We start from the raw sequence: 25,637 nt of genomic DNA, 5'->3' as shown, positions 1-25,637 counted from the left end.
GATGAGTCGCTTCACTCCGTGAAGCTCAATGGAGCAGGCCATGCGCCCACCCTTGCCACCGTTTTCCCTTGAGTCCGCGACGCAGAAAGTGCGCCTCGCCGAGGACGCTTGGAACAGCCGCGACCCCGACCGCGTCGTCGGCGTCTACACGGACGACACGGTTTGGCGCAACCGCGCCGAATTCCCGGTCGGCCGCGAGCAGGTACATGCGCTGCTGACGCGCAAGTGGGCGCGCGAGCTGGACTACCGGCTCATCAAGGAGCTGTGGGCCTTCACCGGCAACCGCATCGCCGTGCGCTTCGCCTACGAGTGGCACGACGACTCGGGCCACTGGTTCCGCAGCTATGGCAACGAGAACTGGGAGTTCACCGACGAGGGCCTGATGCGGCGGCGCTTTGCCAGCATCAACGACCTGCCCATCGCCGAGTCGGCGCGGCTGTTCTTCTGGCCGCTGGGCCGGAGGCCGGACGAGCATCCGAGCCTGAGTGACCTGGGGCTCTAGGCGCGCACCGCCAGCATCACTGCATACGCCTTGAACACGGCCGTCGCCTGCTGGCCGACGGTCAGGCCCAGTCCATCTACCGCGTCGCTGGTCACGCTCGCGGTCACGACCGTGCCGCCCGGCAAGGTCAGGCCCACCAGCGACGACACCGCGCCGCGCTCCACGCGCGACACGGTGCCGGCCAGCTGGTTGCGCGCCGACAGGCGATAGCCACCAAAGTCCGTCACCAGCACGACCTCGCTGGACTTGACGAGCGCCAGCGCCTGCTGGCCGGTGCTGACTTCGAGTTCGTGCGCAGCCTCGGTCGTCAGCGAGGCCGTGACCTGCTGGCCGCCGTCCAGCGCGACACGCACCGTCGTCGTCGACGGGCCGGCGTGTACGGCCGAGATGCGGCCCAGGAACTGGTTGCGGGCGGTGGTCTTCATGCTCATCCTTTTCAGCAGCGCATCGAGCGCCGGTTGCGTGGCCAGCCAGGCGGCCTGTTCGTGCAGGAAGGCGGCGTGCCGGGCTTGAAGTTCTCGCCAGGCGGCCAGCAGCGCGTCGCCCTCGGCCGTCAGCCGCGTGCCGCCACCGCCGGCGCCGCCGGTGGCCTTGTCGACCAGCGGCGCATGCGTCAGCGCGGCCGCCGCGTCCAGCACCAGCCAGGCGCCCTTGTAGCTGTAGCCAGCGGTGCGCGCGGCCTTCTGCAGCGAGCCGGTCAGCGCCAGCGCGGCCAGCAGGTCAAAGAAGCGCCCGTCCAGCCGGCCGCCCAGGCGCAGCTCGCCCTGCAGCAGCGGGTGGTCCTGCGTGCTCACCCGACCTGCTCCAGCGCCGCGGCGAGATCCGGGTCATCGACACGCAGCCGGCGCTGCAGGCCGCCGCCGTCGAGTATGAAGACCTCTTCGGCAAGCGCCTTCACGTCCTCGGCGTCGTGGCTCACGATGAGGGCCGGGATGCCCAGCCGTCGCCGCAGTTCGCGCAACTCCTCGCGCAGCTGGCGGCGCAGCGTCGTGTGCAGTGCGGCGAAGGGCTCGTCCAGCAACAGCACCTGCGGCTTGCAGGCCAGCGCCCGCGCCAGCGCCACGCGCTGCTGCTGGCCGCCGGACAGCGTGGCCGGCTTGCTGCGCGCCAGGCCGGCCAGGCCGAAGGACTCGATCAGTTCGTCCACCCGCGCTGCGTCCGCGGGCGTGAGGCGGCGCCACCAGTCCGTCAAGCCGAAGGCGATGTTGTCGCGCACGCTGAGGTGCGGGAAGAGGGCGTAATGCTGGAACAGGTAGCCGATGCCGCGGGCCTGGGGCGGCAGGTCGATGCCGGCGGCCGTGTCCAGCAGCACGCGGCCGCCCAGCATCACATGGCCGGCCCGCACCGGCAGCAGCCCGGCCATGGCCTGCAGCGTCAGCGACTTGCCGGCGCCCGACGGGCCGTACAGCGCGACGAAGGGCGCGTCGGACTCGAAGGCGATGTCGAGGTCGAAGCGGCGGCGGGCGTCGCTGACCGAGAGCTTGAGCGCAATGTCGATCAAGGTCTGTCGAAGCCGTGCTTGGCGAGGATGCCCTGCGCCTCGGCAGCGCCGAGGAAGGCGACGAAGTCGCGCGCCAGCGCCGCCTGCCTGCTGTCGGCCACCACGGCCGCCGGGTAGCTGACCGGCGCATGCCCGGCCACCGTCATCGCGATGCCGACCTTGCCCCTGGCCAGCTCGGCGTCGGTGCGGTAGACGAAGCCGGCTTCGACCTCGCCGCGCGACACATAGTCCAGCACCTGGCGCACGTTGTCGGCGAACACCAGCTTGGGTTGCAGGCCGGCCCAGAGCCGCGCGTTCTCCAGCGCCTGCTGCGTGTAGCGCCCCACCGGCACGGACGCCGGTTTGCCGATGGCGATGCGCTTCACGCCGGCACCGGCCAGGTCGCGCATGCTTGCGACGGCGCCGCCGGGCGGCGTGACCAGCACCAGCGAGTTCGCCGCGAAATCGCGCCGCGTGCCGGCCGCGACGAGCTTCTGCGCGGCGGCACGGTCCATGGTCTCCTGGTCGGCGCTGGCGAACACGTCCACCGGCGCGCCTTGGGCGATCTGCTGCAGCAGCACGCCGGAGGCGGCGAAGTTGAAGCGCACGGTCGCACCGGGCCTCGCGGCTTCGAAGCGCGGGGCGATGGCCTTGAAGGCGTCCGTCAGGCTGGCGGCGGCCGAAACGGTCAGCTGCTGGGCAGACGCCAGCCAGGGCAGGGCGGTGAGGAGCAGCAGCAGGCGTTTCATGACGGCGCGCGTTGCAGGTAGCGGTTGGACAGCAGCAGGATGGCGACCGAGACGGCCGACACGATGAGGGCGAGCATCAGCGCCAGGTCGTCGCGGCCGGCCTGCACCGCGTCGTAGATGGCCATGGAGGCCGTCTGCGTCTGGCCGGGGATGGAGCCCGCCACCATCAGCGACGCGCCGAACTCGCCCATCGCGCGGGCGAAGGCCAGCAGCGTGCCGGCCAGGATGCCCGGCCAGGCCAGTGGCAGCGTCACGCGCAGGAAGGTGCTCCAGCCCGACTGGCGCAGCGTGCGCGCGGCGGCCTCCAGGCTGCGGTCCACCTGGGCGAAGGCGCTGCTGGCGCCCTTGAGCACCAGCGGCAGGGCCACCAGCGTGGACGCGACGACGGCGCCATGCCAGTTGAAGATCAGCGTGTAGTCGAAATGCTCGCGCAGCCAGCCGCCCAAAGCGCTGCGCCGGCCTGCCAGCACCAGCAGGCCGTAGCCCAGCACGGTGGGCGGCAGCACCAGCGGCAGCATGCAGACGGCCTCCAGCAGGCCGCGCCCCGGCAGCTTCGTGCGCGCGAACACCCAGCCCAGCGCCACGCCCAGCGCGAGGGCCAGCAGCGTCGCCACGCCGGCGACGCGCAGCGTCAGCAGCAGCGGCGCGGCGTCGAACTGGCGCCAGAGGTCGGTAGGCATGGATGCGTAATGTATCCAACTACATCGCGATGGGCGGCGGCCGGCGCGGAGAAGCGGGCGGCTCTATGCTGGCGGTCCCGCCTATGGACCTGATCACCGAACTCTTCTCCCGCCACGGCCTGCTTGCCGTGGCCGTGGCCGTGCTGCTGCACCAGCTCGGCGCGCCGCTGCCGTCCACGCCGCTGCTGTTGCTGCTGGGCGCGGAGTCGGCCTCGCGCGACGGCTTCGCGCTGCGCGCCTTCGGCACGGTCACCGGTGCGGCAATGGTGGCCAACGCGCTGTGGTTCTGGGCCGGCCGGCGCCTCGGGCGGCGCGTGCTGGCGGCGCTGTGCCGCATCTCCATCTCGCCGGACAGCTGCGTGCGCCAGAACGAGGTCAGCTTTGCCCGTAGGGGCGTCTTGACCTTGCTCATCGCCAAGTTCGTGCCGGGCCTGTCCATGCTGGCGCCGCCGCTGGCCGGAGCCCTGGGCATGTCGACGGGCCGCTTTCTCGCGTGGAACCTGCTTGGCTCCGCCCTCTGGACCGGCGCGGGGTTGGCGGCCGGCTGGGCCTTCCATGCGCAGATCGACGCGTTGCTGCGCGAGCTGAGCCAGCTGGGCAGCGCCGCCATCGCCCTTGGTGTGGCGGTGGTGGCGGCTTATCTTGGCTGGCGGCTGTGGCGCCGCTCGGCCGTGCGGCGCGAACTGAACCGTCTGGAGCGCCTGGACCCGGCCGAAGTGGCCGCGCTGCGCCAGCAGGGGTGCCAGGTCATCTTCGTCGACGTGCGCGGCGGCCCGCGCGACAGCCGCCTCCCCGGTGCGCGCCATCTGGACCTTGGCGCCCTGGGTGGGCCGGCGGTGGCCGGCTGGCCGCCCGAGGCCGAGTTCGTCACCTACTGCGCCTGCCCCAACGACGTGTCTGCCGCCCGCGCCGCGCAGTGGCTGAAGGCGCAGGGCTACCAGGCGCGCGTGCTGCGCGGTGGCATCGACGCCTGGCAGCAGGCGGGGTTGTCGCTGGAAGCCGTGTAGCTGGCGCCGCTGTGATCGGCTGGTTGCGTCGAATAAGTGTTAACCCTATAATCGGGTTTACCCTAGTGAGACGGAGGGCCACGAGCCCGAACCCAAGACCATGACCCTGATCCACAACTTCTTCCTGTCCCTGCGCCATGCGCTGAGCGTCGACACGCAAATCGACGTCGAGGAGCGTTACCTCGCCGCCGCAGCGGACCACGCCGACCTGGAGCGCCGCATCGCCGCCCAGTCGCACGACCACCTGTCGGCTGCGGCCATGAACATCGGCCGCTGAACCCTGCGACGCCAAGCGCCACCGACGGCCCCGCGAGGGGCCGTTTGCTTTTGGGGCCGGTTCGCCAGGCACGCGTCAGCACTGTCCGACAGCCGCTCAGCACCGCAGCCGATGCCGCCATGCGCGGCCAGGACCGAGAGTAGCGGTAACCATCCACACCCCGGCTGAGAAAGGACCTCGACATGAACCGCATCACCACCTCACGCCTCCCGCTCCTCGGTGTACTGGCACTGGCCGCTTCGCTGGCCGCCTGCAGCAAGCAGGATGACCGCACCGCCGGCCAGAAGCTGGACGGCGCCATCGCCGAAGCCAAGCAGGCCGGCGCCGAGGCCAAGACCGATGCCAGCCGGGCAGCCGATTCCGCCGAAGTGAAGATGAAGGAGGCCGCCAACGCGACTTCCGAGGCGGTGACCGACGCAGCCATCGTCACCAAGATCAACGCCGCGCTGGTGGCCGACGACCAACTCAAGGCGCTCAAGATCGACGTGAAGGCGCAGGACGGCCGCGTGACGCTCACCGGCACCGCGCCCGACGCCAGCTCGCAGCAGCGCGCGACGACGCTGGCCAATGCGGTCGACGGTGTGCGCTCCGTGGACAACCAGCTCGTGGTGGCCCGCAATGGCTGAGCAGCGCACGCCCCTGAAGCTGGATGAAGCCGGGCTGAACGCCGCCCGCAGCGACCTGGACGACGGTGCCGTCACGCCCGCCTATGGGCTTTGGCGCGACGACATCGTCGGCCTGCTTAACGGCGCGCTGGCGACCGAGCTGACCTGCGTGTTGCGCTACCGGCGCCATCACTTCATGGCCAACGGCCTGGAGTCGCCCACCATTGCCGAGGAGTTCCTCGTCCACGCGAATGCGGAGCTGTCGCATGCCGACCGCCTGGCACAGCGCATCGTGCAACTCGGCGGCGAGCCGGACTTTAATCCGGCCGGCCTGCTGGAGCGCAGCCACGCCGAGTACGACGCCGTCAATGACCTGAAGGGCATGATCCGCTCCAACCTGATTGCCGAGCGGGTGGCCGTCGAGACCTACCGCCAGATGATCAAGCTGGTGGCCGACAAGGACTCCACGACGCGCCGCCTGCTGGAGGACATCCTCGCCGACGAGGAAGAGCATGCCGACGAGCTCAAGGACTGGATGACCCGGGCCTGAGCGCCCGCACAAGGGGACCGCCATGAGAATCTTTGCGAAGCGTCACCGCGCCGACGGCTGGCCCGACCATCCGCAGGAGCCGCTGCAGACCGCCGAACTGCACCCCGCCGCCGCCGCGCCGCGGCCGCGGCTGATCAAGCGCGTGGAGCCGCACCGCTCGTCGGGGATAGCCGGTTGGCTGCTGGCCCTCGGCCTGGGTGCGGTCATCGCCATCGTGGCGGTGATCGCGATGCAGGACCCGCGCAGCGTCGGCACGCAGCTGGACGACGCGGTCGCCAGCGTGCGCAACCTCGGCAGCGAGGCCGAGCGCAGCGTGGCCGACTCCCAGAACGCCGCCGTCCAGGCCTCGCGCAACGTGGTGGACGGCGTCAGCGCGGCCATCGACGACACCGGCATCAGTGCCAAGGTGAAGGCCGCGCTGGCCGTCGACCCGGCGCTGAGCGCCTCGCGCATCGACGTGCAGACCGACAACGGCGTCGTCCGCTTGTCCGGCCCCGCGCCCGACGCCGCAGCCAAGGAGCGGGCCACGGTGCTGGCCGCCGCGCCGCAGGGCGTGCGTGCGGTCGACAACCGCCTGACACTGCCGCAGCCGGTGGCCAATGTCGTCGCCGTGGCCGGCGCCGCGTCGCAGCCGGCCCAGCCACAGTAACGTCTGGATTGAACGGGCCCCCGCGGCCTGGAATTTTTTCGCGCTTTCACGGCGCAACTTGTAAGCCCCGGCATTCCCGGGGCTGAAGTGCCTGTTTCACACTTGGAATCGGCGGGCCTCGCCTTGATCATGCTGGGCATACCTACAGCAGCGAAGCCACCCGCCACCATGGACAGCGCCAGCAAGACGCCCACCCCCGGAGTCCGCCAGAAGATCCTCATCGCCACCGCCGCCCTGGCCGTGTCGCTGCTGGTCTGGATGGGCATCTCCCAGCTGCAGGACCGCGCCGCCGCTGAAGCGCAGGCCCGCAAGAATCCGACCGCGCTGGCCTTCGAGCGTGCCGCCGAGCAGTGGCTGGCGCATCCGCGCGAGGCCTCCGAGTTCGAGCGCGCCGTGCAGGCGCGCGAGGTCGCTGCCGTCGGTGTCGACGGCTACCTCGTCCTCTACACGGACCGCAAGGGCCAGCAGTTCAGCACCCGCATGATCGACTGCGGCCTCAACTGCAAGAACGAGCTGGGCTCGCGCCTGGGCGAGCTGAGCGTGGCGCAGGGCTTTGCGCTGACCAACGTCGACGTCGATGCACGCACCGCCGGGCAGCGCCTCACGCAGAACATCGACCGGGCCATCGCGGCCCTGGCGCCGCTGCTGGCCTTCGTCGCCATCGGCGGCGCGCTCGTCTACTTCCACCTGCGCGGCTCGCTGGGCCAGCGCACCCGCCTGGCCGAGAAGCCCAAGACCCGCTTCGACGACGTCATCGGCGCCGACGAGGCCAAGAAGGCGCTCAAGCGCGTCGCCGCCTTCATGAAGGACCCCAAGCACTACGCCGGAGTGGGCGCCAAGGCGCCGCGCGGCGTGCTGCTCGACGGCCCGCCCGGCACCGGCAAGACCTTGCTCGCCAAGGCGCTGGCGGGCGAGTGCGGCGCCAACTTCATCAGCGTGGATGGCTCCTACTTCAGCTCCATGTTCTACGGCGCCGGCATCGGCAAGGTCAAAGAGCTCTTCAAGCGCGCCCGCGAATGCGCGCCCTGCATCGTCTTCATCGACGAGATCGACGGCATCGGCAAGCGCAGCAACGGCAAGGAGGCCGGCACGGGAGGCGGTGAGCAGGAGCAGAACCGCATCATCAACCGCCTGCTGGTGGAGATGGACGGCTTCTCGTCGCTGGAGAACGTCGTCATCGTCGGCGCCACCAACCACGTCGACAACATCGACGAGGCCATGCGCCGCCCCGGCCGCTTCGACCTGGTCGTGCGCACCTCGCTGCCCACTTCGCCGGAGCGCGAGCAGCTGTTCGGCCTCTACCTCGGCCAGGTCAAGGCCGCGCCCGGCATGGAGCTGGCGTCCATCGCCCGCACGGCCACCGGCATGTCGCCCGCCGACATCGCCAATTGCGTGAACCGCGCCGCCGCCTATGCGGCCGAGGCGGGCGAGGACCTGGTCAGCCAGGAGCGCGTCTACCAGTCGCTGGAGACCCACCAGCTCGGTGGCGAGGTGACCAACACCAAGGACATCATCACGCCCGAGACGCTGCGCCGCATCGCCTTCCACGAGTCCGGCCATGCGCTGGTGGCCCATGTGCTGGAGGCCGGCAGCGTCGAGCGCGTCAGCATCGAGCCGCGCGGCCCGGCGCTGGGCGTGACCTACGTGACCCGCACGCACGAGGAGCCGCTGTACGGTGAGCGCGAGCTGCTCTCGCGCCTGGCCATGATGCTGGCTGGCCGCGAGGCCGAGCTGATCGCCTTCGGCAATGCCTCCTCCGGCGCCACCGACGACCTCAAGCGTGCCTCGGAGCTGGCGACGTCGATGGTCGGCTCCATGGGCTTCGGCAAGACCTTCGGCCTGCTCAGCATGGCCGGCGTGCCGCGTGAGCTGATCGGGCCTGACGTGCAGAAGTCGCTGCTCGACGAAGCGCGCGCGCTGCTGGAAAGCGCGCAGGCCGAATGCCGCCGCGTGCTGGAAGACAAGCGCGACCGGCTCAACGCGCTGACCGAGCTGCTGCTCGGCGAAGAGACCGTCAGCGGCGCGCCGCTGAAGCGCGTGCTGTCGGGCGAGCCGGCCTGAGGGGCCAGCCCTCCGCGGCGCCGCTCAGCGCGGCCCCAGCCCACACGCTGCGGCCAGCGAGACGCCGGCCAGCCAGGCGCTGGTCGCCAGCATCAGCAGCACCGGCCGCCACCCGGCGCTGGCCAGGCGCAGGAACGAGGTCTTCATGCCCAGCCCGGCCACGCCCAGCATCAGGCAGGCGCGCGAGGCCACGTTGAGCGGTTCCTGCAACAGGTGCAGGCAGCCCAGCGAGTTGAGCGCGGCGAGCGCGACGAACAGCCACAGGAAGCCCGGCACCAGGCCGCGCAGCCGCAGCATCAGCGCGGGTGGCTGCTGGCCGGCCTGGCCCGGCGCACGGCAGGCGAGCGACACGCCCAGCACCACCACGACCAGCAGGCTCACGCGCAGCAGCTTCACGAGCGAGGCGGTGTCGCCGGCCGCCGGCGAGATGGCGTAGCCGGCCACGATCACCTGGGCCACGTCGTGGATGCTGCCGCCGATGAAGAGCCCGGCGCCGGCCGCCGACAGGTGCAGCTGCCGCGCGATCAGCGGGTAGGCCACCATCGCCGCCGTCGACAGCAGCGTGGCCATCACCGCCACCACCAGGCCGTGCTGCTCGGTCGGTGTCTCGCCGTCGCGCGCCCGCGGCAGCACCGCCGCGATGGCCAGCGCCGCGGAGGCGCCGCAGATGGCCGTGGCCCCGCCCGCCAGCACGCCCAGCATCCAGGGCAGGCGCAGCGCCTTGGCCAGCCACCAGCCGCAGGCCAGCGTGCTCGCCACCGCCCCCAGCACGACCAGCACCGTCGGCCAGCCCAGGCCCGCCACCTGCTCCCAGGTGATGCGAGCGCCCAGCAGGCCCACGCCGAGGCGCAGCAGCGTGCGGCTGCAGAACTCCACGCCGGCGGCGGTGCGGTCCTCGGGGCTCTGGCAGTGCAGGGCGGTGCCGAACAGCAGCGCGTACAGCATGGGCGGCCCCTGGTGCAGCGCGGCCACGAACGAGGCGGCCAGCGCGATCAGCACGCAGGTGGCCCAGCCCGGCCAGACGCGCCGCAGGGCCTGGCCCTGGGCGTCGAAGAAGGCGGCGCGGGCCAGCATCCCAGGCTATTTTTCGACGAAGGCGCGCTCGATGACGAAGTGCCCCGGGTGGCTCATGTTCCCCTCGGCCATGCCCATGTCGTCGAACAAAGCGCGCGTGTCGCGCAGCATCTCCGGGCTGCCGCACAGCATGAAACGGTCGTTCGCCACGCACAGCGGCGGCAGGCCGATGTCCTGAGCGAGCTTGCCGCTTTGCATCAGGGTCGGGATGCGGCCCTGGTTGCGGAAGGGCTCGCGCGTGACGGTGGGGTAGTAGATGAGCTTGTCGCGCACCTCGTCGCCGAAGTACTCGTTGTCGGGCAGCTCGCGGGTGATGACTTCTTCGTAGGCCAGCTCCGCCACCTGGCGGCAGCCGTGCACGAGGATGACCTTCTCGTACTGCTCGTACACCTCCGGGTCGCGCACCATGGCCATGAAGGGCGCCACGCCCGTGCCGGTGGCCAGCAGGTAGAGGTGGCGGCCGGGCAGCAGGTTCTGCGTCAGCAGCGTGCCCGAGGCCTTGCGGCCGATCTGCAGCGTGTCGCCCGGCCGGATGTGCTGCAGCCGCGACGTGAGCGGGCCGTCGGGCACCTTGATGCTGAGGAACTCCAGCGTCTCCTCCCAATGCGGGCTGACGACGCTGTAGGCCCGCAGCAGCGGCTTGCCGTCCACCATCAGGCCCAGCATCGTGAACTGGCCGCTCTGGAAGCGAAAGCCCGGGTCGCGGGTGCAGGTGAAGGAGAACTGGCGGTCGGTCCAGTGGCGGACGTCCAGCACCTGGGCGTCGAAGAGGTTGCTCATGCGCAAGGCTCCAAGGCAAGTTGGTGGAGATAGGGCCAGGGATAGATGCCGCGGTCATGGCCGTCGCTGAACACCAGCTGCACGCCCATCTCGCCGACGGGGTGGATGGCGGTCAGCGCGGTGCCGGCGGGCACGGCCGTCGGGCGGCCGTCGCGGCGGCGTTGTTCGCAGGCGGCACATTTGCAGGCCGCCCTCAGGCCCGCGGCCGTGAGGCGCGCCTCGCGGCCATCGGCCCAGGCCAGCGACAGCGCGCCGCTGGCCTGGTGCCACACGATCTCGGTCGGCGCGGCCATCACACCAGCTGCCCCACGCCGCGTGGGCCCACCTCGGCGCACAGGCCAGCCAGGCCGCCGTCGCTGAGCTCGCCGCCCATCGCCGCGATGCTCTCCTCGCGGATCAGGCCCTTGATCTGCCGCACCATGGCGGCGAACTCGGGCGTGGCGGTCATCTCGGGCGTGCGCGGCCGCGGCAGCGGCACGGCCAGCTCCGCCTTGATGCGGCCGGGGCGCGCCGTCATCACGTAAATGCGGTCCGACAGGAACACCGCCTCGTCGATGTCGTGCGTGATGAACAGCACCGAGATGCGCAGGCGCTGCCACATGTTGGTCAGGATCTCCTGCATGACGACGCGGGTCTGCGAGTCCAGCGCGCCGAAGGGCTCGTCCATCAGCAGCACCTGCGGGCTGGTGGCCAGCGCGCGCACGATGCCCACGCGCTGCTTCATGCCGCCGGAGAGCTGGTCGGGGTAGTGGTTCTCGAACGACAGCAGGCCGGCCAGTCCGAGCAGCGTGCGTGCCTGCGCCTCGCGTTCGCTGGCCGACGCGCCCTTCATGCGCAGCCCGAACTCCACGTTCGCGCGCACCGTCATCCACGGGAACAGCGAGTACTGCTGGAACACCACGCCGCGGTCGGACCCCGGGCCGGTGATGGGCTGGCCGTCCAGCAGCACCTGGCCGCTGCTGGGCTTCAGGAACCCGGCCACCGCGTTCAGCAGCGTCGACTTGCCGCAACCCGAGGGCCCGATGAGCGACACGAACTCGCCCGGCCGCACATGCACGTTGGCCGCGCGCACCGCTTCGAACTCCTGGCCCTTGGTGTGGAAGCGGATGTGCACGTCGCGCACGTCGACGCGGCCGTGGGATGCAACGGTCTTGTCCATGTCGGGTCTCCGGTGAGTGAGGGGGTGCATGCGATGCTTGAGTTTTTCGGGCCGAGCGCCGGGCCGCTCCCAAGCCGGCCCGCCTTGGCGATGTGCATGCGGCTCGATGCCGCGTGCATCGCCGTCCCCTCGGGGGACCGGCCAAGGTACGCCTTGGACGAGGGGCTTCATGAATGCCAGGGCATGGCGAGCTTGGCCAGCAGCCGGATGGCGCCGCTGCACAGCAGGCCCAGCACGCCGATGGTGATCATGCCGAGGGCGATCTCGGCATAGCTGATCAGCGAATAGGCCTCCCAGGTGAAATAGCCGATGCCGAACTGGCCCGAGATCATCTCGGCCGCGATCAGCGACACCCAGGCCACGCCCATGCCCACCGCCAGGCCGGTGAAGATGTGCGGCAGCGCGCCGGGCAGCACCACGTGCCGCAGCAGGCTGGCCTCGCCCGCGCCCAGCGTGCGGGCCGCGCGCAGCAGCACCGGGTCGATGGCCTCGACGCCATGCACGGTGTTGAGCAGGATGGGGAAGAAGGCGCCGAGGAAGGTGATGAAGACGATGCTCACCTCGTTGTCGGGCCACAGCATGATGGACATCGGCACCCAGGCGATCGCCGGGATGGGGCGGAACACCTCCATCGCCGGCATCACCAGCCCGCGCACGCTGCGGTAGCGGCCGACCAGCACGCCCAGGCCCACGCCGGTCACGGTCGCCACCAGGAAGCCCAGCAGGATGCGCCGCACGCTGATGCCGATGTTGGTGGCGAACTTCGGGCTGCTATTGACCTCGACCACCTTCTCCAGCACCTGCGCCGGCGTGGGGATGTTGTTGAAGCGGATGTAGGCGTCGAGCTTGTACTGCGTGGCGAGCTGCCAGAAGAGCAGCACGCTGGCGATGGACAGCGCGCCCATCAGCAGGGTGGCGCCGCGGCCCTGCCAGAAGCGGCGCCAGCGGCCGGGCGCGGCCGCCTGCGGTGTTGGCAGGGGCAGGGGCGTCACGCCCTGGCCGACATGGGCCGGCGGGACCGTCTTGGGGGGCGGTTGCGTGGCCGCCGCGGTGGGCGGCGGCGCGAAGGTGTCGATGCGGTGCAGGGCGGTCATGGCGGTCACTTCGTGCTGGCCGTGCCGGAGGCAACGACGGTGGCGGTGGCCTGGCCCAGCGCTTCCGCGTAGGTGGCGAGCCTGGCGTTGGTCTTGGCGGCGTAGGCCTCGGCGTCCTTCTTCAACAGGAAGGGCACGGCCAGCGGCGCCTTTGGGTTGCTGGCGTCCATCGCGTAGAAGGCCTTGTCGGCGACGACCTTGATGCCCAGCGCCTTGTCGTACAGGTAGGCCACCTTGACGGTCTTGCCCGCCGCCTCGTACTGCTTCACGCCGGCCAGCAGGCAGGCGGGCGAGCTGGCCACGACGATCTCGCCGCTGGCCAGCCAGATCTCGCCGGCCTCCTTGGGCCGCGTGACCGGTAGCTTGCAGATGGGGTCGTTGCCGGCGATGTCGTAGTTGGCCAGCGTCTGCTTCTGCGCCTCGTAGTCCTGGCCGCGCTGCTTGAAGGCCTCGCGCAGATAGCTCTCGTTGACCCAGGCGGCGACGTCGAACTCCTTCACGCGGCCGAGCTTGGACAAAACGCCGTGGGCGATTTTGATGGTTTCGACCCAGCGCGGCTTGATGCTCGGGTCCAGCGTGTGGATGCCGCCCGGGCCGAGGAAGAGGTAGACCACCTCCTTCTCGATCTTGGTCCAGGCCTCGATCTTGGCGGCGGCGAGCTTGGGGTCCTTGCGCACCCAGTCGTTGGCCTCCATCAGCGCCTTGATGTAGGCGACGACGGCTTCGGGGTACTTGTCGGCGAACTCCTTGCGCACGACGACGCCGTGGAAGGTCGGGATCTTGGTCTGCGCGCCGTCGAAGATCTTGCGGGCGAAGCCGCGCTGCGGCAGCAGGTCGGCGAAGGGCACGAAGTCGCCGTGCGCGTCGATCTTCCTTTCCTGCAGGTTGGTCGTGCCGACCTCGGGGCTCTGGCTGACGAGGTTCCAGTAGTCCGCCGGCCAGCCGCGCTCCTGCATGGCCTGCAGCATCATGCCGTGCGCGGCGGAGCCGAAGGGCACCGACACCGTCTTACCCTTGAGGTCGGCCAGCTCGTAGTAGGGGCTGTCCTTGTGCACCACCACGCCGTTGCCCGAGCCGAAGGCGTTGTAGGCGATGACGGCGACGAGCTGCGTCTCGTTGCCCTTGTTCTGCTGGCCGGTGGCGCCGTTCACCAGCAGCGGGTAGTCGCCCATCATGCCGATCTGCAGCTTGCCGGCGACCATGCCGTTGGTAATGGGCGGGCCGGAGGTGAAGTTCTGCCAGTCGAGCTTCCACTCGATGTTGGCGTACTTGCCCGTCCTGGGCAGGTGCTTCTCCAGCAGCTTGAGCTCCTTGAGCACGACGCCGCCGGTGACGGTGTTGGTGGTGGTGTTCTGCGTGCCGATGCCTATCGTCACCACCTCCTTGGCGGCGTGGGCGGGCAGGAGAGTCATGCCGAGCGCGAGGCCGGTCAGGCATCGCAGGATGGCGGCGGGAACATTCGAGAGCGTGGCAATCCTCATCTCAATCTCCTGGGCTGTCGGGTCACATTCACGAAAGCCGCTGCGCAGCGGCTTCCACCGGTCGTCAAACCTGTTCGGCGCTTTCGGTCAGCAGCGCGCGCTTGTCCGGCTGGTTGGCCCAGTGCTCGGCATCGGGCAGCGGGTCCTGCGCGGCGGTGATGAGCGGCCATTGGGCGGCCAGGCGACGGTTCAGCTCGACGTACTCGCGCTGTTCGGGTGGCAGGTCCTTCTCGTCGAAGATGGCCTCGACGGGGCACTCGGGCACGCAGACGCCGCAGTCGATGCAGGCGGCCGGGTCGATGACGAGAAAGTCCGGGCCTTCGTGGAAGCACTCCACGGGGCAGACCGCGACGCAGTCGGTGTACTTGCAGCGGATGCAAGCCTCGGTGACGACGAAACTCATGCGGCGCCTCCATTCATTTGAATCGTGGTGAGCGCCAGCTTGGACAGCTTGCGCACGTCCGGGTCGGGGTCGCGCAGCGTGCGCTCCAGTGGCGTGATGGCGCGCGGGTCGCCGATCTCGCCCAGCGCGATGACGGCCTCCTTGCGCAGGTTGCTGACCGGGTGGATCAGCGCCTCCACCAGCGCCATGACGCCGTCGCGCGCCTTCAGCTTGCCCAGGCTGCGGGCGGCCTTCACGCGCACCTGCCAGTACTCGTCGTCCATGGCACGCACGAGGTTGGGCACGCCCAGCGCCGAGCCGGTCTTGGCAAAGGTCGTGGCCGCTTCCTCCCGCACCTGCCACTCGGGATCGGCGAGGGCGCGGCTCAGCGCCGGATGCACGCTGACCTCGGCATCGTTGGCAAAGCTCAGCGCGCCCACCGCGACGCGGCGCACCTCGGCGTCGGTGTCGTGCGCGGCGACCTCGGTCAGCGCGGAGATGGCCTGGGGCTTCTTCAGGTAGCCCAGCACGCTGACGGCTGCGCGGCGCACCTTGGCGTCCGCATGTGCCAGCGCCGCCAGGGCCGGGTCGAAGGCGGCATCCACGCGCAGCGCCTTCACGGCCTGCAGCGCGGCCGCCTGCACCTCGGGGTCGGCGTCGCCCAGGTAGGGCAGCAGCGCGCTGGCGGAGGCCGGGTCCTTCAGCTCGGCCAGCGTGTAGGCGACGGCCGCGCGCACGTCGGCGTCCTCGTCCTTCAGCAGCGGCGCCAGGGCGGCCAGCACCTCGGGCTCCTCGAAGCCTTCGAGCGCCTTGGCGGCTTCCAGCCGCACGGTGGCATCGGCGTCCGACAGCGCTTCGACGAGCAGCGGCGCGATGTCGTCTTCCTCGTCGGTGTAGGGCAGGTCGATGACGGCGATGCGGCGCACGCCGGCATCGGGGTTGCGCAGCCGTTCATGGATGGTGGCCATCGCGTTCACCTCACGAGATAAGGGATGTCGACGCGCACGGCGCCGGTGGGGCAGTCCTTCTCGCAGGGCATGCAGTACCAGCATTCATCGAACTTCATGAACGCCTTGTTCTTGGTCAGGTCGATGGCCAGCACGTCGAGCGGGCAGACGTCGACGCAGACGGTGCAGCCCTTGTCGGCGATGCATTTGTCCTCATCGATGACGACGGGGGCCTGGGTGCGGGTGATGGCGATGGTCATGGCGGTTTCTCCGTTAGGCGGCTGCAGGTGTTGCCACGCGCAGCCGCTGGTAGGCGGACTTCTCTTCCTCGTTCAGCTCCACGACGTAGGGCTCCACGGCGCGCTTGCGGAACACCGCGTTGCCGTTGGCGTCGCTCGTCACGTTGGTGTGGCAGAACCAGTCGGCGTCGTTCTTCTCGGGGTGGTCCACACGAAGGTGGTACAGGCCCCAGCGGCTCTCGGTGCGGTAGAGCGAGGCGCGGGCGGCCAGCTCGGCGCAGTCGCGGATGGTGTGGGCCTCCATGGCCCGCATCAGCTCGTGCGGGTCGGCGGCGCCCATGTGCTGCAGGTCCTCGCGGATCTCGTCGAAGCGCTGCAGGCCGATCTCCATCTTGCGGGTGACCTTGGGCGGCTGCAGGTAGTCGTTGACGATGCGGCGCGTCTTGTATTCGACCTGGAAGGGCGTGAGGCCCTCGGTCTTGCCCAGCGGCGCGTAGACGCGGGCCTTCTCCTTCTCGATCTGGCCGGCGTCGAAGCTGGGCGAGGCGATGCCTGACACATAGTCCGCCGCGTTCTCGCCGCAGAACTTGCCGTAGACGAAGGCGCCCAGCATGTAGTTGTGCGGGATGCTGGCGCAGTCGCCCGCCGCGTACAGGCCGGGGATGGAGCATTCGCCGCGCTCGTTGGTCCAGATGCCCGAGGCGCTGTGGCCGCTGCAGAAGCCGATCTCCGAGATGTGCATCTCGATCATCTGCTTGCGGTAGTCGGTGCCGCGGCCTTCGTGGAAGCGGCCGCGGCTGGGCCGCTCGTTGGTGTGCAGGATGTGCTCGATCTCGCTGATCGTTTCTTCAGCCAGGTGGTCGAGCTTCAGGAACACCGGGCCGCGGCCGCCTTCGAGTTCGTTGAAGAACTCCATCATCATCTGGCCGCTCCAGTAGTCGCACTCGATGAAGCGCTGGCCGGCGTTGTTGGACGTGTAGCCACCGAAGGGCCCGGTCACGTAGGCGCAGGCCGGGCCGTTGTAGTCCTTGATCAGCGGGTTGATCTGGAAGCACTCGAGGTTGGTCAGCTCGGCGCCTGCGTGATAGGCCATCACATGGCCCTCGCCACAGTTGGTCGGGTTCTCGTAGGTGCCGAACAGATAGCCGCTGGCCGGCAGGCCGAGACGCCCGGCAGCGCCCGTGCAGATGACCACGGCCTTGGCCTTGATGACGTGGAAGTCCGCCGTGCGGCAGTCGAAGCCCATGACGCCGGAAATCTCGCCGTCGGGCCCCGTCAGCAGCCGCGTCGCGACGACGCGGTTGGTGATCTCCACGCGCGCCCGCTTGAGCTGCCGGTACAGCACCCGCTTCATGTGGTGCCCCTCGGGCATGGGCAGCACATAGCTGCCCAGGTGATGGACCTTGCGCACCGAGTAGTCGCCGGTCTCGTCCTTCTCGAACTTGATGCCCCAGCGGTCCAGCTCCTCGATCATCGGGAAGCTGTTGGCCGCGTAGGCATAGACACCCTTCTGGTCGACGATGCCGTCGTTGGCGACGGTGATCTCCTTGGTGTACTGCTCGGGCGTGGCATGGCCGGGGATGACGGCGTTGTTCAGGCCGTCCATGCCCATGCTGATGGCGCCGCTGCGCTTGACGTTGGCCTTGTCCAGCACCAGCACGCGCAGCTTGGGGTTCTTTTCCTTGGCCTTCACCGCGGCCATGGGGCCGCCGGTGCCGCCGCCGACGATGACGATGTCGTATTCGTGTTCGATCGTTTCCATGTCGCTTTCCTCAAGAGGCTCGTTCTGAGACGGGAACGCGATCGACCCTGACCTTGTACTGGAAGGCGTCGCCGCGGTAATAGAGGTGTTCGTAGTCGATGGGCGCGCCATCGGCCGTGTGCGTGGTGCGCTCGATGAAGAGCACCGGTGAGCCGGCCTCCACCTTGAGCTGCGCGGCCAGCGTCTCGTCGGCCAGCGTCGAGCCGATCTGCAGCTCGGCGTGGCCGAGGGCCAGGCCGTAGTCGTTCTCGAGGATGACGAAGATGTCGCGCGCGGCGAGGTCTTCCTTGGCCAGGCGCTGGCCGATGGCCGCAGGCACCCAGGTCACATCCAGCGAGATCGGCTCGCGGTTCAGGAAGCGCAGGCGCTGCAGCTCCGTGACCTTGCCGCGCTTGGGGCATTGCAGCTTCTCCGCCACCTGCGCCGACGGCGTCACCGTCTTGATGGCCAGCACGCGGGCGAAGGTCTCGTAGCCCATCTGCCGCATCGCCTCGCCGAAACCCTGCAGGCGGCCCAGGTCCTGGAAGGCCTTGGGCTTGGACACGAAGCTGCCCTTGCCATGGATGCGGAAGATCAGGCCCTCGTTCTGCAGGTCGTTGAGCGCCTGGCGCACCGTGATGCGGCTCACGCCGAACGCGGCCATCATGTCGGCCTCCGACGGCATCTGCTGATGCGGCTGGTAGCTGCCGTCGAGGATGCGTGCGCGCAGGATCTCCTTGATCTGCGTGTACAGCGGCAGCGGTGACGACAGCTTGATGCGTTGAGCGCCGTCCGCCTCGGGGGCGGTCACCAGCGTCAGCGGTTTCGCAGCTGCAAGAGCGCCTTTGCTCATGGCCATCCAACTCGTTATGACAAGTCAGCATGAGCAGGAGCCGTGCCAGCCTTTTCGAACACCGCCCGGGCGCCGCTGCAGCGCTGGCCGGGCCCGCGTGCCAGGGCCGTTGACGCCTGGCGTAGCGGGGCAGGTCGGCGCGCGTGCGGCGTCGTGGCCGAAGCTGCAGAGACGCGCCCGCGGCATGCACCGAAGAAGGGTTGATGCGCTTTATCGAGCCATTTCCCGCGCGTTTGCGGTGCCACGCCGTGCACCACGCCATGCCGTTCGGACGCGGCTCGGCCGCACGCCAGCGATGCGCAATCCGTGTCATTGCCGACGTTTTCCCGCCGTTTGGCCCAGCCAAGGCGCACTCAGGTTTGCGCTCAGCCGCCAGAATCGTTCGGACGACGGCATGTCGGCGCCCGCCCGCGGCGCATCGAGCCCGCCCATCCGCTCAGGCCGGCATGCCCACTTCGAAGCCATGACCATGCGAAGCGAGCCCATCCCTGCCTCAACCCCGACCGACGCTGCTGCGGTGGTCGAGCAGTTGCCCGTCGGCATCTTCCGCACGGACGCGACCGGCCGCTTCATCTTCGTGAACCCGGCGTTCTGCCGGCTCAAGGCCATGCCGGCGGAACAGATCCTGGGCAGGACCGCCGCGGAAATCGCCGAGCGCGAGTCGGCCGACGCCGCCTCGCCGTGGCGCCCGGAGTTCGCCGCGCAAGCCGCGGTGCAGCACGCGTCCATCATGCAGACCGGCCAGACCATCGAGCGGGAGGAAGCCTGGCCCGCTGCCGGTACGGGCGGCGCGCAGCGGCACGTCCTGGTGGTCCAGTCGGCGGTGCTCGGGCCGGGCGACAGGCCTGTCGGCAGCCAGGGCATCCTGTTCGACATCAGCCAGCGCCGCCAGGCCGACCAGGCGCTGGCTCAAGAGCGTGAACTGCTCCGCAACCTGCTGGACCACTCGCCCGACCACATCTACTTCAAGGACCTCGACTCGCGTTTCATCAAGTCCAGCGCCGGCCAGGCGCGCCAGTTCGGCATGCCGACCCCCGACGGGCTGGTGGGCAAGTCGGATTTCGACGTTTTCTCCGAGGAGCATGCCCGCCCGGCCTTCGAGGACGAGCAGGAAGTCATCCGCACCGGCGTGCCGATGATCGGCAAGGTGGAGAAGGAAACCTGGATCGACGGGCGGCCGGACACTTGGTGCCTGACGACGAAGTTGCCGTTGCGCGACCGCGACGGCAACATCATCGGCACCTTCGGCATCACCAAGGACATCACCGAGCTGAAAGCCGCGGAGCGGGAGATCGCCGTCGTGCACAAGCAGCTGGTCGAGGCATCGCGCCTGGCCGGCATGGCCGAGATCGCGACCAACGTGCTGCACAACGTGGGCAACGTGCTGAACAGCGTCAACATTGCCGCCGGCATGGTCGGTGACCGGTTGCGCAACTCCAAGCTCAAGGGCCTGGAGCGCGCCGTCGGCTTGATCGACGAACACGCCGGCGACCTGGGCGACTACCTGACGCAGGACCCCCGAGGCAAGCTGCTGCCCACCTACCTGCGCGACCTGGCGCAAGCGCTGCGCGCCGAGCAGGTGGCGATGGCCGACGAGCTCGCGACCCTTGCGAAAAGTGTCGACCACATCAAGGAAGTGATCGCGACGCAGCAGTCATACGCCGGTGCGTCATGCGTGGTCGAGGCCGTCAACGTCGGCGAGCTGCTGGATGACGCGCTGCGCATGAACGCCGGCGCACTGACCCGCCACAAGGTCGAGGTCGTGAAGACGCTGGTCGATCTGCCGGCGCTGATGCTCGACCGCCATCGCATGCTGCAGATCCTGGTGAACCTGATCAGCAACGCGAAGCAGGCGCTGAACGGCTTGAGCGACCGCGAGCCCTGCATCAGGCTGCACGCCATGCTGGCCGGCGAGGCGCCGGCGCGGGTCTTGCGCATCAGCGTCTCCGACAACGGCGAAGGCATCGAGGCGCAGAACCTGACGCGGATCTTCTCGCACGGCTTCACGACGCGCCGCAACGGCCATGGCTTCGGCCTGCACAGCTGCGTGCTGGCCGCACAGGAAATGGGCGGCGTCCTGCACGTGCACAGCGAGGGCGCCGACCTGGGCGCGACGTTCACGCTCGACGTGCCGATCGAGGCCGCGGAGGGTCAACGATGAACACCGCCACGAACCGGCGCATCCTGCTCGTCGATGACATGCCGGCGATCCATGACGACTTCCGCAAGATCCTCGCGCCCGCCGCGGCGCCGGCAGACGCGCTCGACGCGGTCGAGGCCGCGCTGTTCGGCGACGCACCGAAGGCCGCGCCGCTGAGCTTCGAGATCGACTCGGCTTACCAGGGCCAGGAAGGGCTGGCCCTGGTGGAGGCTGCGCTGAGCGCCGGCCAGCCCTATGCGATGGCCTTCGTCGACATGCGCATGCCGCCCGGCTGGGACGGCGTGCAGACGATAGAGCGGCTGTGGCAGGCCGACGCGCGTTTGCAGGTCGTCATCTGTACCGCCTTCGCCGACCATTCGTGGAACGAGGTGCTGGAGCGCCTGGACGTGCGCGACCGGCTGCTGATCCTGAAAAAGCCCTTCGATGCGATCGAGGTGCACCAGCTCGCCAGCACCTTGACGGCCAAGTGGCAGACGACGCATGACGCGGCGGTCCAGCTCAACGCGCTGGAGGAAGCGGTGCGGGAACGCACCCGCGAGATCACGCAGGCGATGCAGACGCTGCAGGCGGAGATCGGCGAACGCAAGCACCTGCAGGGCCAGCTGGTGCAGGCCGAGAAGCTCGCCTCCATCGGCCAACTCGCGGCGGGCGTCGCGCACGAGATCAACAACCCCATCGGCTACATCTTCTCGAACTTCGGCACGCTCGAAGGCTATCTCGCCAAGCTGTTAGAGATGCTGTCCGCCTACGAGCGGGCCGAGCCGGGCGTGAACCCTCCCGAGGTCGCCGGCCAGCTGCGCGACCTGCGCGAACAGGTGGAGCTGCAGTTCCTGAAGGAGGACATCCCGGAGCTGATGCGCGAGTCCAAGCAGGGCATCGCGCGGGTCCGGCAGATCGTGCAGGATCTGAAGGACTTCTCCCGCGTCGATTCGGCGCAGGACTTCGAGTGGGCCAACCTGCACCGCGGCATCGACTCCACACTCAACATCGTCGCCAGCGAGATCAGGTACAAGGCCGACGTCGTCAAGGAGTACGGCGACATCCCCGACATCGAATGCCTGCCGTCGCAGCTCAACCAGGTCGTGATGAACCTGGTCGTCAACGCGGCGCATGCGATGGGCGATGCGCGGGGGCGCATCGTCATCCGCACCGGTACCGAAGGCGAGCAGGTCTGGCTGGAGGTGGCCGACGACGGCTCGGGCATCCCGCCCGACACGCTGGCGCGCATCTTCGAACCCTTCTTCACGACCAAGCCGGTCGGCAAGGGCACGGGCCTGGGGCTGTCGCTGTCGTACGGCATCGTGCAGAAGCACCAGGGCCGCATCGAGGTGGACAGCGTGGTCGGCCGCGGCACCACCTTCCGCGTGACGTTGCCGATCCGCCGCCCGGCGGTTGAGGGTGCGGCGGCGCCGGTTTCCGGCTGAGTCACCCAGCCCGTCGCTCGCATCGCGCCTTGAAGGCGCCGCAGGTCATCGGCTGCCCACCGTGCGCTGGCGGACAGACCGCGCGCGCTGAGAGGCCCAGAGTCGATCGCACAGCGCGCTGCTGCGGGGTCACTCCCCCGCGCAGCGCCCTGGGTCGCCGGCCTGCCCGGCGTTTGCCGCCCGCGCGGCTTGACCCGAGGAACCCCCCATGAACTCCACCCTCTTCGCAGCCGCCAGCTGCGTTCTCCTGCTCAATGCCTGCGGCTCGGCACCCAAGGCGCCGCCGCAGCTTGCCGTCGCCGAAGCCGCCGTGCAGCGGGCCAGCACGCCCGCGACGATGGCCGATGCGCCGGCTGAACTGCGTGTGGCCACCGACAAGCTCGCCGCAGCCCGCGCTGCCGTGACCGCGGGCGACGCCACCCGCGCCCGCCTGCTCTCCGAGCAGGCCGAGGTCGACGCCCGCGTGGCCGAGCTGCATGCGGACAGCGTGCGCTCGGGCAAGGCCGCCAAGGAATCGCAAGCCGCCGCCCGCGCGCTCGCCGAAGAAATCCAGCGCAAGCCCACGGCCCCGTGACCGAACGGCTACCCAACAGCTCCGAACACTTTGAAAGACCTCCCATGAACACCCGATTCCACCGAACCCCCTTGATGGGCGCCATCGCCGCCGCCGGCCTGGCGCTGCTGGCGGCCTGCTCATCCACGCCGATCCAGAACAGTGCGCTGGATCATGCCCGCAGCCGGCTCAATGCCGCGCAGGCGCAGCCGGAGACCGTGAAGATGGCCGCCGAGGAGCTGGCCCGCGCCCGCGAGGCCCTGCGCCGCGGTGACCAGGCATTGATCAATGGCGACGACACGGCCCAGGTGAACCACCTGGCCTACCTGGCGCTGCAGCAGGTCGTGATCGCCGAGGAGACGGCGACGAGCCGCAACGCCCAGGCGGTGGTGGCCGGTGCCGGCGCGGAGCGCGACCGCATGCGGCTGGCGCTGCGCACCCGTGAAGCCGACCTGGCACAGGCCCAGAAGACGGCCGCCGAGCAGGCCTCGGCGATGAAGAGCGTGCAACTGGCGCAGGCCGAGGCTGCCACGCAGGCCGAGCGTGAGCGCGTGGCCCGGCGCGATTCGAAGGTCAGCGATCTCGAATCTCAGCTGCGGGACATGAACGCACGCCAGACGGACCGCGGCACGGTCGTCACGCTCGGGGATGTGCTCTTCGACACCGGTGCCTCGAACCTGCGCCCCGCCGGCCAGCGCAGCATGGCGCAGTTGGCCGATTTCATGAAGCGCCATCCGGACCGGCGCGCGTCCATCGAGGGCTACACGGACAGCACCGGCAACGCGGGCGCCAATCAGACGCTGTCGGACCGCCGCGCGCATTCGGTGATGTCGGCGCTCATGCAGCTGGGCGTGTTGGGCGGGCAGCTCAGCACCTCGGGATTCGGCGAGGAGCGCCCGGTGGCCGGCAACGACACCGCGGGCGGACGGCAGATGAACCGCCGCGTGGAGGTCGTGTTCGCCCATCAGGCCGGGGATCCCGTGCCGAAGTGACCCGCGCCCGGCGCCGCTGACCGATTGCCGGGCGGGCAGGGCGCTGTTTGCGCCGTGTAACAGCTTATGTGCGCTATCGAACACACGGGCCGGCGTGCCGTGGCTAGAGTGGCCCTTTCGCTCAGCCACGCAAGGGACCGATGCCCGCACCGACCGATGCCCAATCACCCCGCAGCAACCGCCTGCTGGCGGCCTTGCCGGCGGACGAATGGGCGCGCTGGGCCGGCCAGCTCGAGAGCGCGCCGCTGCAGCTGGGGCAGGTGCTGTACGAATCCGGCCGGCCGCAAAGCCATGTGTACTTCCCCACCACGGCCATCGTGTCGTTGCTCTATGTGCTGGAGGACGGCGGATCGGCCGAGATCGCGGTGGTGGGCTACGAGGGCGTCGTCGGCGTGTCGCTGTTCATGGGCGGTGAAACGACACCCAGCCGCGCGGTCGTGCAGAGCGCGGGCGGGTGCTTCCGGCTCAGCGCCGCCGCCATCAAGGCCGAGTTCAACCGCTATGGGGTGGGCATGCACCTGCTGCTGCGCTACACCCAGGCGCTGCTGACCCAGATGTCGCAGACGGCCGTCTGCAACCGCCACCACCTGCTGGAGCAGCAGCTGTGCCGCTGGCTGTTGCTGAGCCTGGACCGCATCAGCGGCGACGAGCTGGTGATGACGCAGGAGCTGATCGCCAACATGCTCGGGGTGCGGCGCGAAGGCGTCACCGAGGCGGCGCTCAAGCTGCAGAAGCTCGGCCTGATCGACTACGCGCGCGGGCACATCACCGTCATCGACCGCGCCGGGCTCGAGAAGCGCAGCTGCGAGTGCTATGGCGTCGTCAAGGACGAGTACGACCGGCTGCTAAATCGCCCGTTGCCGCTGCCGCACGCGCATTGACGCTGCCAGGGTTCGTTAGCGCACAGCGCTGCCGGCGGGGTGCTCCCAGACTGGCGCATGACCGTCAACCACCTGCTAGCCCACCTGCCTGCGGTCGAGCAGCGGCGGCTGTTGAAGCGGTGCAACCCGGTGGCCTTGCGCAGCGGCGAGCAGATCGCGCTGCAGGATGCGCCGATGCGCGCGCTGCTGTTCCCGGTGCGGGGCTGCCTGGCTCTCTTGACGCCGCTGGACGCCCACCCGTTGCTGCAGGTCGGCATGGTGGGCAGCGAAGGCGTGCTGGGCGCGCAAGTGGCGTTGGGCATGCCCGCCAGCCCGGTGACGGTGGTCGTGCAGCAGGACGGCCAGGCATGGAGCATGCCGGCCGAGGTGCTGCGGCATGAACCGGCCGGTGGCGCGGGGCTGCGACGCCTGCTGATGCGCTATGTGCTGGTGCAGTTGCGCCAGGCGGCCACGGCCGCGGCCTGCCTGCACTTCCACGCGCTGCAAGAACGGCTCGCACGCTGGTTGCTGATGGGGCAGGACCGGGCCGCGGGCAATGGCTTTGCCGTCACGCAGGAAACGATGGCGCACCTGCTGGGCGTGCGGCGTGTCGGCGTCACGGTGGCGGCGGGCAGCCTGCAAGCCGCCGGCCTGATCCACTATCACCGCGGCTGGGTGACGGTCAGCGACCGCAGCGGCCTGGAAGCGGCGGCCTGCGCCTGCTACGCGCAGGACCGCGCGAGCTACCGGCTGGGCATGCAGTTTGCGCCACATGCCTTCGACGAGGGCGGCGAAGCGCGCTGAGGCGATCTCCGGTCAGCCGCCCTGGATCGGCATGAGCACCGTGTCGATGACGTGGATCACGCCGTTGGCGGCCTGGACGTCGGGCTGGACGATGCACACCGCGTTCACCCGCGGGCCGTGCGCGCTGTGCATGACCAGGTCCTCGCCCTGCAGCGACTTGAAGGTGGCCGGCTCTTCGCCCGGCGCGGCTGCCCTGACGCGCCGGGGCACCAGGTGCAGCCTCAAGATGGCGGTCAGCCTGGCCTTGCCTTCGGGCTTGAACAGGTCGGCCCGCAGCGCCTCGGCGAGCTTGCCGAAGGCGAGGTCGTTGGGCGCGAACACCGTGTGAGGCCCTGCCGCATGGAAGGGGCTGGCCAGGCCGGTCGCCTTGATGGCCGCAATGAGGTCGTTGAAGTGGCCGGCGCCATGGAGCGTCTGCATCAGCGTGCGGCTGGGTGCCGCCGCTGCCTGGCCCGGCGGCGGGGTGCCGGGCGTCACGGAGGTGGTGGCGGCGAGGTAGGCGGAGGTCATGTGCGCTTTCGTGGACGTGTTCT

Annotated in this window: 29 protein-coding genes; 13 read left to right on the top strand and 16 right to left on the bottom strand. The window is 69.7% G+C overall.

What is annotated here, in order from left to right; all coding sequences use genetic code 11:
- The first annotated feature begins 28 nt into the window (after nucleotides 1-28).
- Nucleotides 29-502 carry a nuclear transport factor 2 family protein gene (locus tag ASD35_RS21970; RefSeq protein WP_056877048.1) on the top strand — a complete coding sequence of 158 codons (474 nt, stop codon included), beginning with the start codon at nucleotides 29-31 and terminating at the stop codon, nucleotides 500-502.
- Here the strand turns inward: ASD35_RS21970 and ASD35_RS21965 are convergent.
- The 4 genes from ASD35_RS21965 to modB are packed head-to-tail and all read right to left on the bottom strand — an operon-like array spanning nucleotide 499 to nucleotide 3,411.
- Nucleotides 499-1,296, bottom strand: a complete 798-nt coding sequence (locus tag ASD35_RS21965; protein WP_056877047.1) for a TOBE domain-containing protein — start codon at nucleotides 1,294-1,296, stop codon at nucleotides 499-501. The genes ASD35_RS21970 and ASD35_RS21965 overlap by 4 nt on opposite strands.
- Complete coding sequence (locus tag ASD35_RS21960) at nucleotides 1,293-2,003, bottom strand: ATP-binding cassette domain-containing protein (RefSeq protein ID WP_056877046.1); 711 nt, start codon at nucleotides 2,001-2,003, stop codon at nucleotides 1,293-1,295. Before ASD35_RS21960 ends, ASD35_RS21965 begins: the two co-directional genes overlap by 4 nt.
- On the bottom strand, nucleotides 2,000-2,731 hold the full coding sequence (modA, locus tag ASD35_RS21955) for a molybdate ABC transporter substrate-binding protein (protein WP_056877045.1): 732 nt from the start codon (nucleotides 2,729-2,731) through the stop codon (nucleotides 2,000-2,002). Before modA ends, ASD35_RS21960 begins: the two co-directional genes overlap by 4 nt.
- Entirely contained in the window at nucleotides 2,728-3,411 is a 684-nt protein-coding gene (gene modB, locus ASD35_RS21950; protein ID WP_056877044.1) for a molybdate ABC transporter permease subunit, read from the bottom strand. The genes modA and modB overlap by 4 nt, the downstream gene beginning before the upstream one ends.
- A gap of 83 nt (nucleotides 3,412-3,494) precedes the next feature.
- Between modB and ASD35_RS21945 the strand changes: the two genes are divergently transcribed.
- The 6 genes from ASD35_RS21945 (at nucleotide 3,495) to ASD35_RS21925 (ending at nucleotide 8,560) form a co-directional block, all read left to right on the top strand.
- A complete protein-coding gene (locus ASD35_RS21945; RefSeq protein ID WP_162254505.1) occupies nucleotides 3,495-4,418 on the top strand; it encodes a VTT domain-containing protein in 924 nt (307 codons plus the stop codon).
- A gap of 100 nt (nucleotides 4,419-4,518) precedes the next feature.
- A complete protein-coding gene (locus ASD35_RS27430) occupies nucleotides 4,519-4,695 on the top strand; it encodes a hypothetical protein (protein WP_157275706.1) in 177 nt (58 codons plus the stop codon).
- A 182-nt stretch (nucleotides 4,696-4,877) separates the two neighbouring features.
- Complete coding sequence (locus tag ASD35_RS21940; protein ID WP_056877043.1) at nucleotides 4,878-5,321, top strand: BON domain-containing protein; 444 nt, start codon at nucleotides 4,878-4,880, stop codon at nucleotides 5,319-5,321.
- Nucleotides 5,314-5,850, top strand: coding sequence for a bacterioferritin (locus tag ASD35_RS21935; RefSeq protein ID WP_056877042.1), 537 nt, complete (start codon nucleotides 5,314-5,316; stop codon nucleotides 5,848-5,850). Before ASD35_RS21940 ends, ASD35_RS21935 begins: the two co-directional genes overlap by 8 nt.
- A gap of 22 nt (nucleotides 5,851-5,872) precedes the next feature.
- Complete coding sequence (locus ASD35_RS21930) at nucleotides 5,873-6,499, top strand: BON domain-containing protein (RefSeq protein ID WP_056877041.1); 627 nt, start codon at nucleotides 5,873-5,875, stop codon at nucleotides 6,497-6,499.
- Nucleotides 6,500-6,667: 168 nt separating this feature from the next.
- Entirely contained in the window at nucleotides 6,668-8,560 is a 1,893-nt protein-coding gene (locus tag ASD35_RS21925; protein WP_056877040.1) for an AAA family ATPase, read from the top strand.
- A 24-nt stretch (nucleotides 8,561-8,584) separates the two neighbouring features.
- On the opposite strand, the gene ASD35_RS21920 is transcribed toward ASD35_RS21925, so the two are convergent.
- The 11 genes from ASD35_RS21920 to ASD35_RS21870 all read right to left on the bottom strand — a co-directional run bounded on the left by ASD35_RS21920 (nucleotide 8,585) and on the right by ASD35_RS21870 (nucleotide 18,310).
- The gene (locus ASD35_RS21920) at nucleotides 8,585-9,634 is read right to left on the bottom strand and encodes a YeiH family protein (RefSeq protein ID WP_056877039.1); all 1,050 of its coding nucleotides are present in this window, start codon (nucleotides 9,632-9,634) and stop codon (nucleotides 8,585-8,587) included.
- Between the two features lie 6 nt (nucleotides 9,635-9,640).
- Complete coding sequence (locus ASD35_RS21915; RefSeq protein ID WP_056877038.1) at nucleotides 9,641-10,414, bottom strand: ferredoxin--NADP reductase; 774 nt, start codon at nucleotides 10,412-10,414, stop codon at nucleotides 9,641-9,643.
- Complete coding sequence (locus ASD35_RS21910) at nucleotides 10,411-10,707, bottom strand: gamma-butyrobetaine hydroxylase-like domain-containing protein (RefSeq protein ID WP_056877037.1); 297 nt, start codon at nucleotides 10,705-10,707, stop codon at nucleotides 10,411-10,413. Before ASD35_RS21910 ends, ASD35_RS21915 begins: the two co-directional genes overlap by 4 nt.
- Nucleotides 10,707-11,573, bottom strand: coding sequence for an ABC transporter ATP-binding protein (locus ASD35_RS21905; RefSeq protein WP_056877036.1), 867 nt, complete (start codon nucleotides 11,571-11,573; stop codon nucleotides 10,707-10,709). The genes ASD35_RS21910 and ASD35_RS21905 overlap by 1 nt, the downstream gene beginning before the upstream one ends.
- 167 nt (nucleotides 11,574-11,740) lie before the next feature.
- Nucleotides 11,741-12,667 (bottom strand): ABC transporter permease, encoded by a 927-nt coding sequence (locus tag ASD35_RS21900; protein ID WP_056877035.1) that lies wholly within the window; start codon nucleotides 12,665-12,667, stop codon nucleotides 11,741-11,743.
- A gap of 5 nt (nucleotides 12,668-12,672) precedes the next feature.
- On the bottom strand, nucleotides 12,673-14,079 hold the full coding sequence (locus ASD35_RS21895) for an ABC transporter substrate-binding protein (protein WP_235538422.1): 1,407 nt from the start codon (nucleotides 14,077-14,079) through the stop codon (nucleotides 12,673-12,675).
- Nucleotides 14,080-14,212: 133 nt separating this feature from the next.
- A complete protein-coding gene (gene fdxA / locus ASD35_RS21890) occupies nucleotides 14,213-14,551 on the bottom strand; it encodes a ferredoxin FdxA (RefSeq protein ID WP_056877033.1) in 339 nt (112 codons plus the stop codon).
- Complete coding sequence (locus ASD35_RS21885) at nucleotides 14,548-15,498, bottom strand: HEAT repeat domain-containing protein (protein ID WP_056877032.1); 951 nt, start codon at nucleotides 15,496-15,498, stop codon at nucleotides 14,548-14,550. The genes fdxA and ASD35_RS21885 overlap by 4 nt, the downstream gene beginning before the upstream one ends.
- A 5-nt stretch (nucleotides 15,499-15,503) precedes the next feature.
- Nucleotides 15,504-15,737 (bottom strand): ferredoxin family protein, encoded by a 234-nt coding sequence (locus ASD35_RS21880; protein ID WP_056269581.1) that lies wholly within the window; start codon nucleotides 15,735-15,737, stop codon nucleotides 15,504-15,506.
- A gap of 13 nt (nucleotides 15,738-15,750) precedes the next feature.
- Nucleotides 15,751-17,478 (bottom strand): fumarate reductase/succinate dehydrogenase flavoprotein subunit, encoded by a 1,728-nt coding sequence (locus ASD35_RS21875; protein WP_056877031.1) that lies wholly within the window; start codon nucleotides 17,476-17,478, stop codon nucleotides 15,751-15,753.
- Between the two features lie 10 nt (nucleotides 17,479-17,488).
- Nucleotides 17,489-18,310, bottom strand: coding sequence for a GntR family transcriptional regulator (locus ASD35_RS21870; protein ID WP_082580405.1), 822 nt, complete (start codon nucleotides 18,308-18,310; stop codon nucleotides 17,489-17,491).
- Nucleotides 18,311-18,779: 469 nt separating this feature from the next.
- Here ASD35_RS21870 and ASD35_RS21865 point away from each other — a divergent pair, with 469 nt between their 5' ends.
- The 6 genes from ASD35_RS21865 to ASD35_RS21840 all read left to right on the top strand — a co-directional run bounded on the left by ASD35_RS21865 (nucleotide 18,780) and on the right by ASD35_RS21840 (nucleotide 25,104).
- Nucleotides 18,780-20,471: a PAS domain-containing sensor histidine kinase gene (locus ASD35_RS21865; RefSeq protein WP_056877482.1), complete on the top strand. Its 1,692-nt coding sequence runs from the start codon at nucleotides 18,780-18,782 to the stop codon at nucleotides 20,469-20,471.
- Entirely contained in the window at nucleotides 20,468-21,895 is a 1,428-nt protein-coding gene (locus ASD35_RS21860; RefSeq protein ID WP_056877030.1) for an ATP-binding protein, read from the top strand. Before ASD35_RS21865 ends, ASD35_RS21860 begins: the two co-directional genes overlap by 4 nt.
- Before the next feature lie 208 nt (nucleotides 21,896-22,103).
- Entirely contained in the window at nucleotides 22,104-22,469 is a 366-nt protein-coding gene (locus ASD35_RS21855) for a DUF4398 domain-containing protein (RefSeq protein WP_056877029.1), read from the top strand.
- A gap of 44 nt (nucleotides 22,470-22,513) precedes the next feature.
- Nucleotides 22,514-23,440, top strand: a complete 927-nt coding sequence (locus ASD35_RS21850; protein WP_082580345.1) for an OmpA family protein — start codon at nucleotides 22,514-22,516, stop codon at nucleotides 23,438-23,440.
- 140 nt (nucleotides 23,441-23,580) lie between these two features.
- On the top strand, nucleotides 23,581-24,321 hold the full coding sequence (locus ASD35_RS21845) for a Crp/Fnr family transcriptional regulator (RefSeq protein ID WP_056877027.1): 741 nt from the start codon (nucleotides 23,581-23,583) through the stop codon (nucleotides 24,319-24,321).
- 57 nt (nucleotides 24,322-24,378) lie between these two features.
- On the top strand, nucleotides 24,379-25,104 hold the full coding sequence (locus ASD35_RS21840) for a Crp/Fnr family transcriptional regulator (protein ID WP_056877026.1): 726 nt from the start codon (nucleotides 24,379-24,381) through the stop codon (nucleotides 25,102-25,104).
- Between the two features lie 12 nt (nucleotides 25,105-25,116).
- On the opposite strand, the gene ASD35_RS21835 is transcribed toward ASD35_RS21840, so the two are convergent.
- Nucleotides 25,117-25,614 (bottom strand): fasciclin domain-containing protein, encoded by a 498-nt coding sequence (locus tag ASD35_RS21835; RefSeq protein ID WP_157275705.1) that lies wholly within the window; start codon nucleotides 25,612-25,614, stop codon nucleotides 25,117-25,119.
- Nucleotides 25,615-25,637 lie beyond the last annotated feature (23 nt).

The organism is Pelomonas sp. Root1444, assembly GCF_001426885.1.
Lineage (GTDB): Bacteria > Pseudomonadota > Gammaproteobacteria > Burkholderiales > Burkholderiaceae_C > Pelomonas.
This window is presented reverse-complemented; position numbering and strand designations above follow the sequence as displayed.

Excerpts from the sequence above, each read along its gene's own strand:
- ASD35_RS21970 (WP_056877048.1), top strand. The coding sequence starts at position 29 with ATGGAGCAGGCCATGCGCCCACCCTTGCCACCGTTTTCCCTTGAGTCC.
- modA (WP_056877045.1), bottom strand. The coding sequence starts at position 2,731 with ATGAAACGCCTGCTGCTGCTCCTCACCGCCCTGCCCTGGCTGGCGTCT.
- modB (WP_056877044.1), bottom strand. The coding sequence starts at position 3,411 with ATGCCTACCGACCTCTGGCGCCAGTTCGACGCCGCGCCGCTGCTGCTG.
- ASD35_RS21945 (WP_162254505.1), top strand. The coding sequence starts at position 3,495 with ATGGACCTGATCACCGAACTCTTCTCCCGCCACGGCCTGCTTGCCGTG.
- ASD35_RS27430 (WP_157275706.1), top strand. The coding sequence starts at position 4,519 with ATGACCCTGATCCACAACTTCTTCCTGTCCCTGCGCCATGCGCTGAGC.
- ASD35_RS21940 (WP_056877043.1), top strand. The coding sequence starts at position 4,878 with ATGAACCGCATCACCACCTCACGCCTCCCGCTCCTCGGTGTACTGGCA.
- ASD35_RS21935 (WP_056877042.1), top strand. The coding sequence starts at position 5,314 with ATGGCTGAGCAGCGCACGCCCCTGAAGCTGGATGAAGCCGGGCTGAAC.
- ASD35_RS21930 (WP_056877041.1), top strand. The coding sequence starts at position 5,873 with ATGAGAATCTTTGCGAAGCGTCACCGCGCCGACGGCTGGCCCGACCAT.
- ASD35_RS21925 (WP_056877040.1), top strand. The coding sequence starts at position 6,668 with ATGGACAGCGCCAGCAAGACGCCCACCCCCGGAGTCCGCCAGAAGATC.
- ASD35_RS21920 (WP_056877039.1), bottom strand. The coding sequence starts at position 9,634 with ATGCTGGCCCGCGCCGCCTTCTTCGACGCCCAGGGCCAGGCCCTGCGG.
- ASD35_RS21915 (WP_056877038.1), bottom strand. The coding sequence starts at position 10,414 with ATGAGCAACCTCTTCGACGCCCAGGTGCTGGACGTCCGCCACTGGACC.
- ASD35_RS21910 (WP_056877037.1), bottom strand. The coding sequence starts at position 10,707 with ATGGCCGCGCCGACCGAGATCGTGTGGCACCAGGCCAGCGGCGCGCTG.
- ASD35_RS21905 (WP_056877036.1), bottom strand. The coding sequence starts at position 11,573 with ATGGACAAGACCGTTGCATCCCACGGCCGCGTCGACGTGCGCGACGTG.
- ASD35_RS21900 (WP_056877035.1), bottom strand. The coding sequence starts at position 12,667 with ATGACCGCCCTGCACCGCATCGACACCTTCGCGCCGCCGCCCACCGCG.
- ASD35_RS21895 (WP_235538422.1), bottom strand. The coding sequence starts at position 14,079 with ATGACTCTCCTGCCCGCCCACGCCGCCAAGGAGGTGGTGACGATAGGC.
- fdxA (WP_056877033.1), bottom strand. The coding sequence starts at position 14,551 with ATGAGTTTCGTCGTCACCGAGGCTTGCATCCGCTGCAAGTACACCGAC.
- ASD35_RS21885 (WP_056877032.1), bottom strand. The coding sequence starts at position 15,498 with ATGGCCACCATCCATGAACGGCTGCGCAACCCCGATGCCGGCGTGCGC.
- ASD35_RS21880 (WP_056269581.1), bottom strand. The coding sequence starts at position 15,737 with ATGACCATCGCCATCACCCGCACCCAGGCCCCCGTCGTCATCGATGAG.
- ASD35_RS21875 (WP_056877031.1), bottom strand. The coding sequence starts at position 17,478 with ATGGAAACGATCGAACACGAATACGACATCGTCATCGTCGGCGGCGGC.
- ASD35_RS21870 (WP_082580405.1), bottom strand. The coding sequence starts at position 18,310 with ATGAGCAAAGGCGCTCTTGCAGCTGCGAAACCGCTGACGCTGGTGACC.
- ASD35_RS21865 (WP_056877482.1), top strand. The coding sequence starts at position 18,780 with ATGCGAAGCGAGCCCATCCCTGCCTCAACCCCGACCGACGCTGCTGCG.
- ASD35_RS21860 (WP_056877030.1), top strand. The coding sequence starts at position 20,468 with ATGAACACCGCCACGAACCGGCGCATCCTGCTCGTCGATGACATGCCG.
- ASD35_RS21855 (WP_056877029.1), top strand. The coding sequence starts at position 22,104 with ATGAACTCCACCCTCTTCGCAGCCGCCAGCTGCGTTCTCCTGCTCAAT.
- ASD35_RS21850 (WP_082580345.1), top strand. The coding sequence starts at position 22,514 with ATGAACACCCGATTCCACCGAACCCCCTTGATGGGCGCCATCGCCGCC.
- ASD35_RS21845 (WP_056877027.1), top strand. The coding sequence starts at position 23,581 with ATGCCCGCACCGACCGATGCCCAATCACCCCGCAGCAACCGCCTGCTG.
- ASD35_RS21840 (WP_056877026.1), top strand. The coding sequence starts at position 24,379 with ATGACCGTCAACCACCTGCTAGCCCACCTGCCTGCGGTCGAGCAGCGG.
- ASD35_RS21835 (WP_157275705.1), bottom strand. The coding sequence starts at position 25,614 with ATGACCTCCGCCTACCTCGCCGCCACCACCTCCGTGACGCCCGGCACC.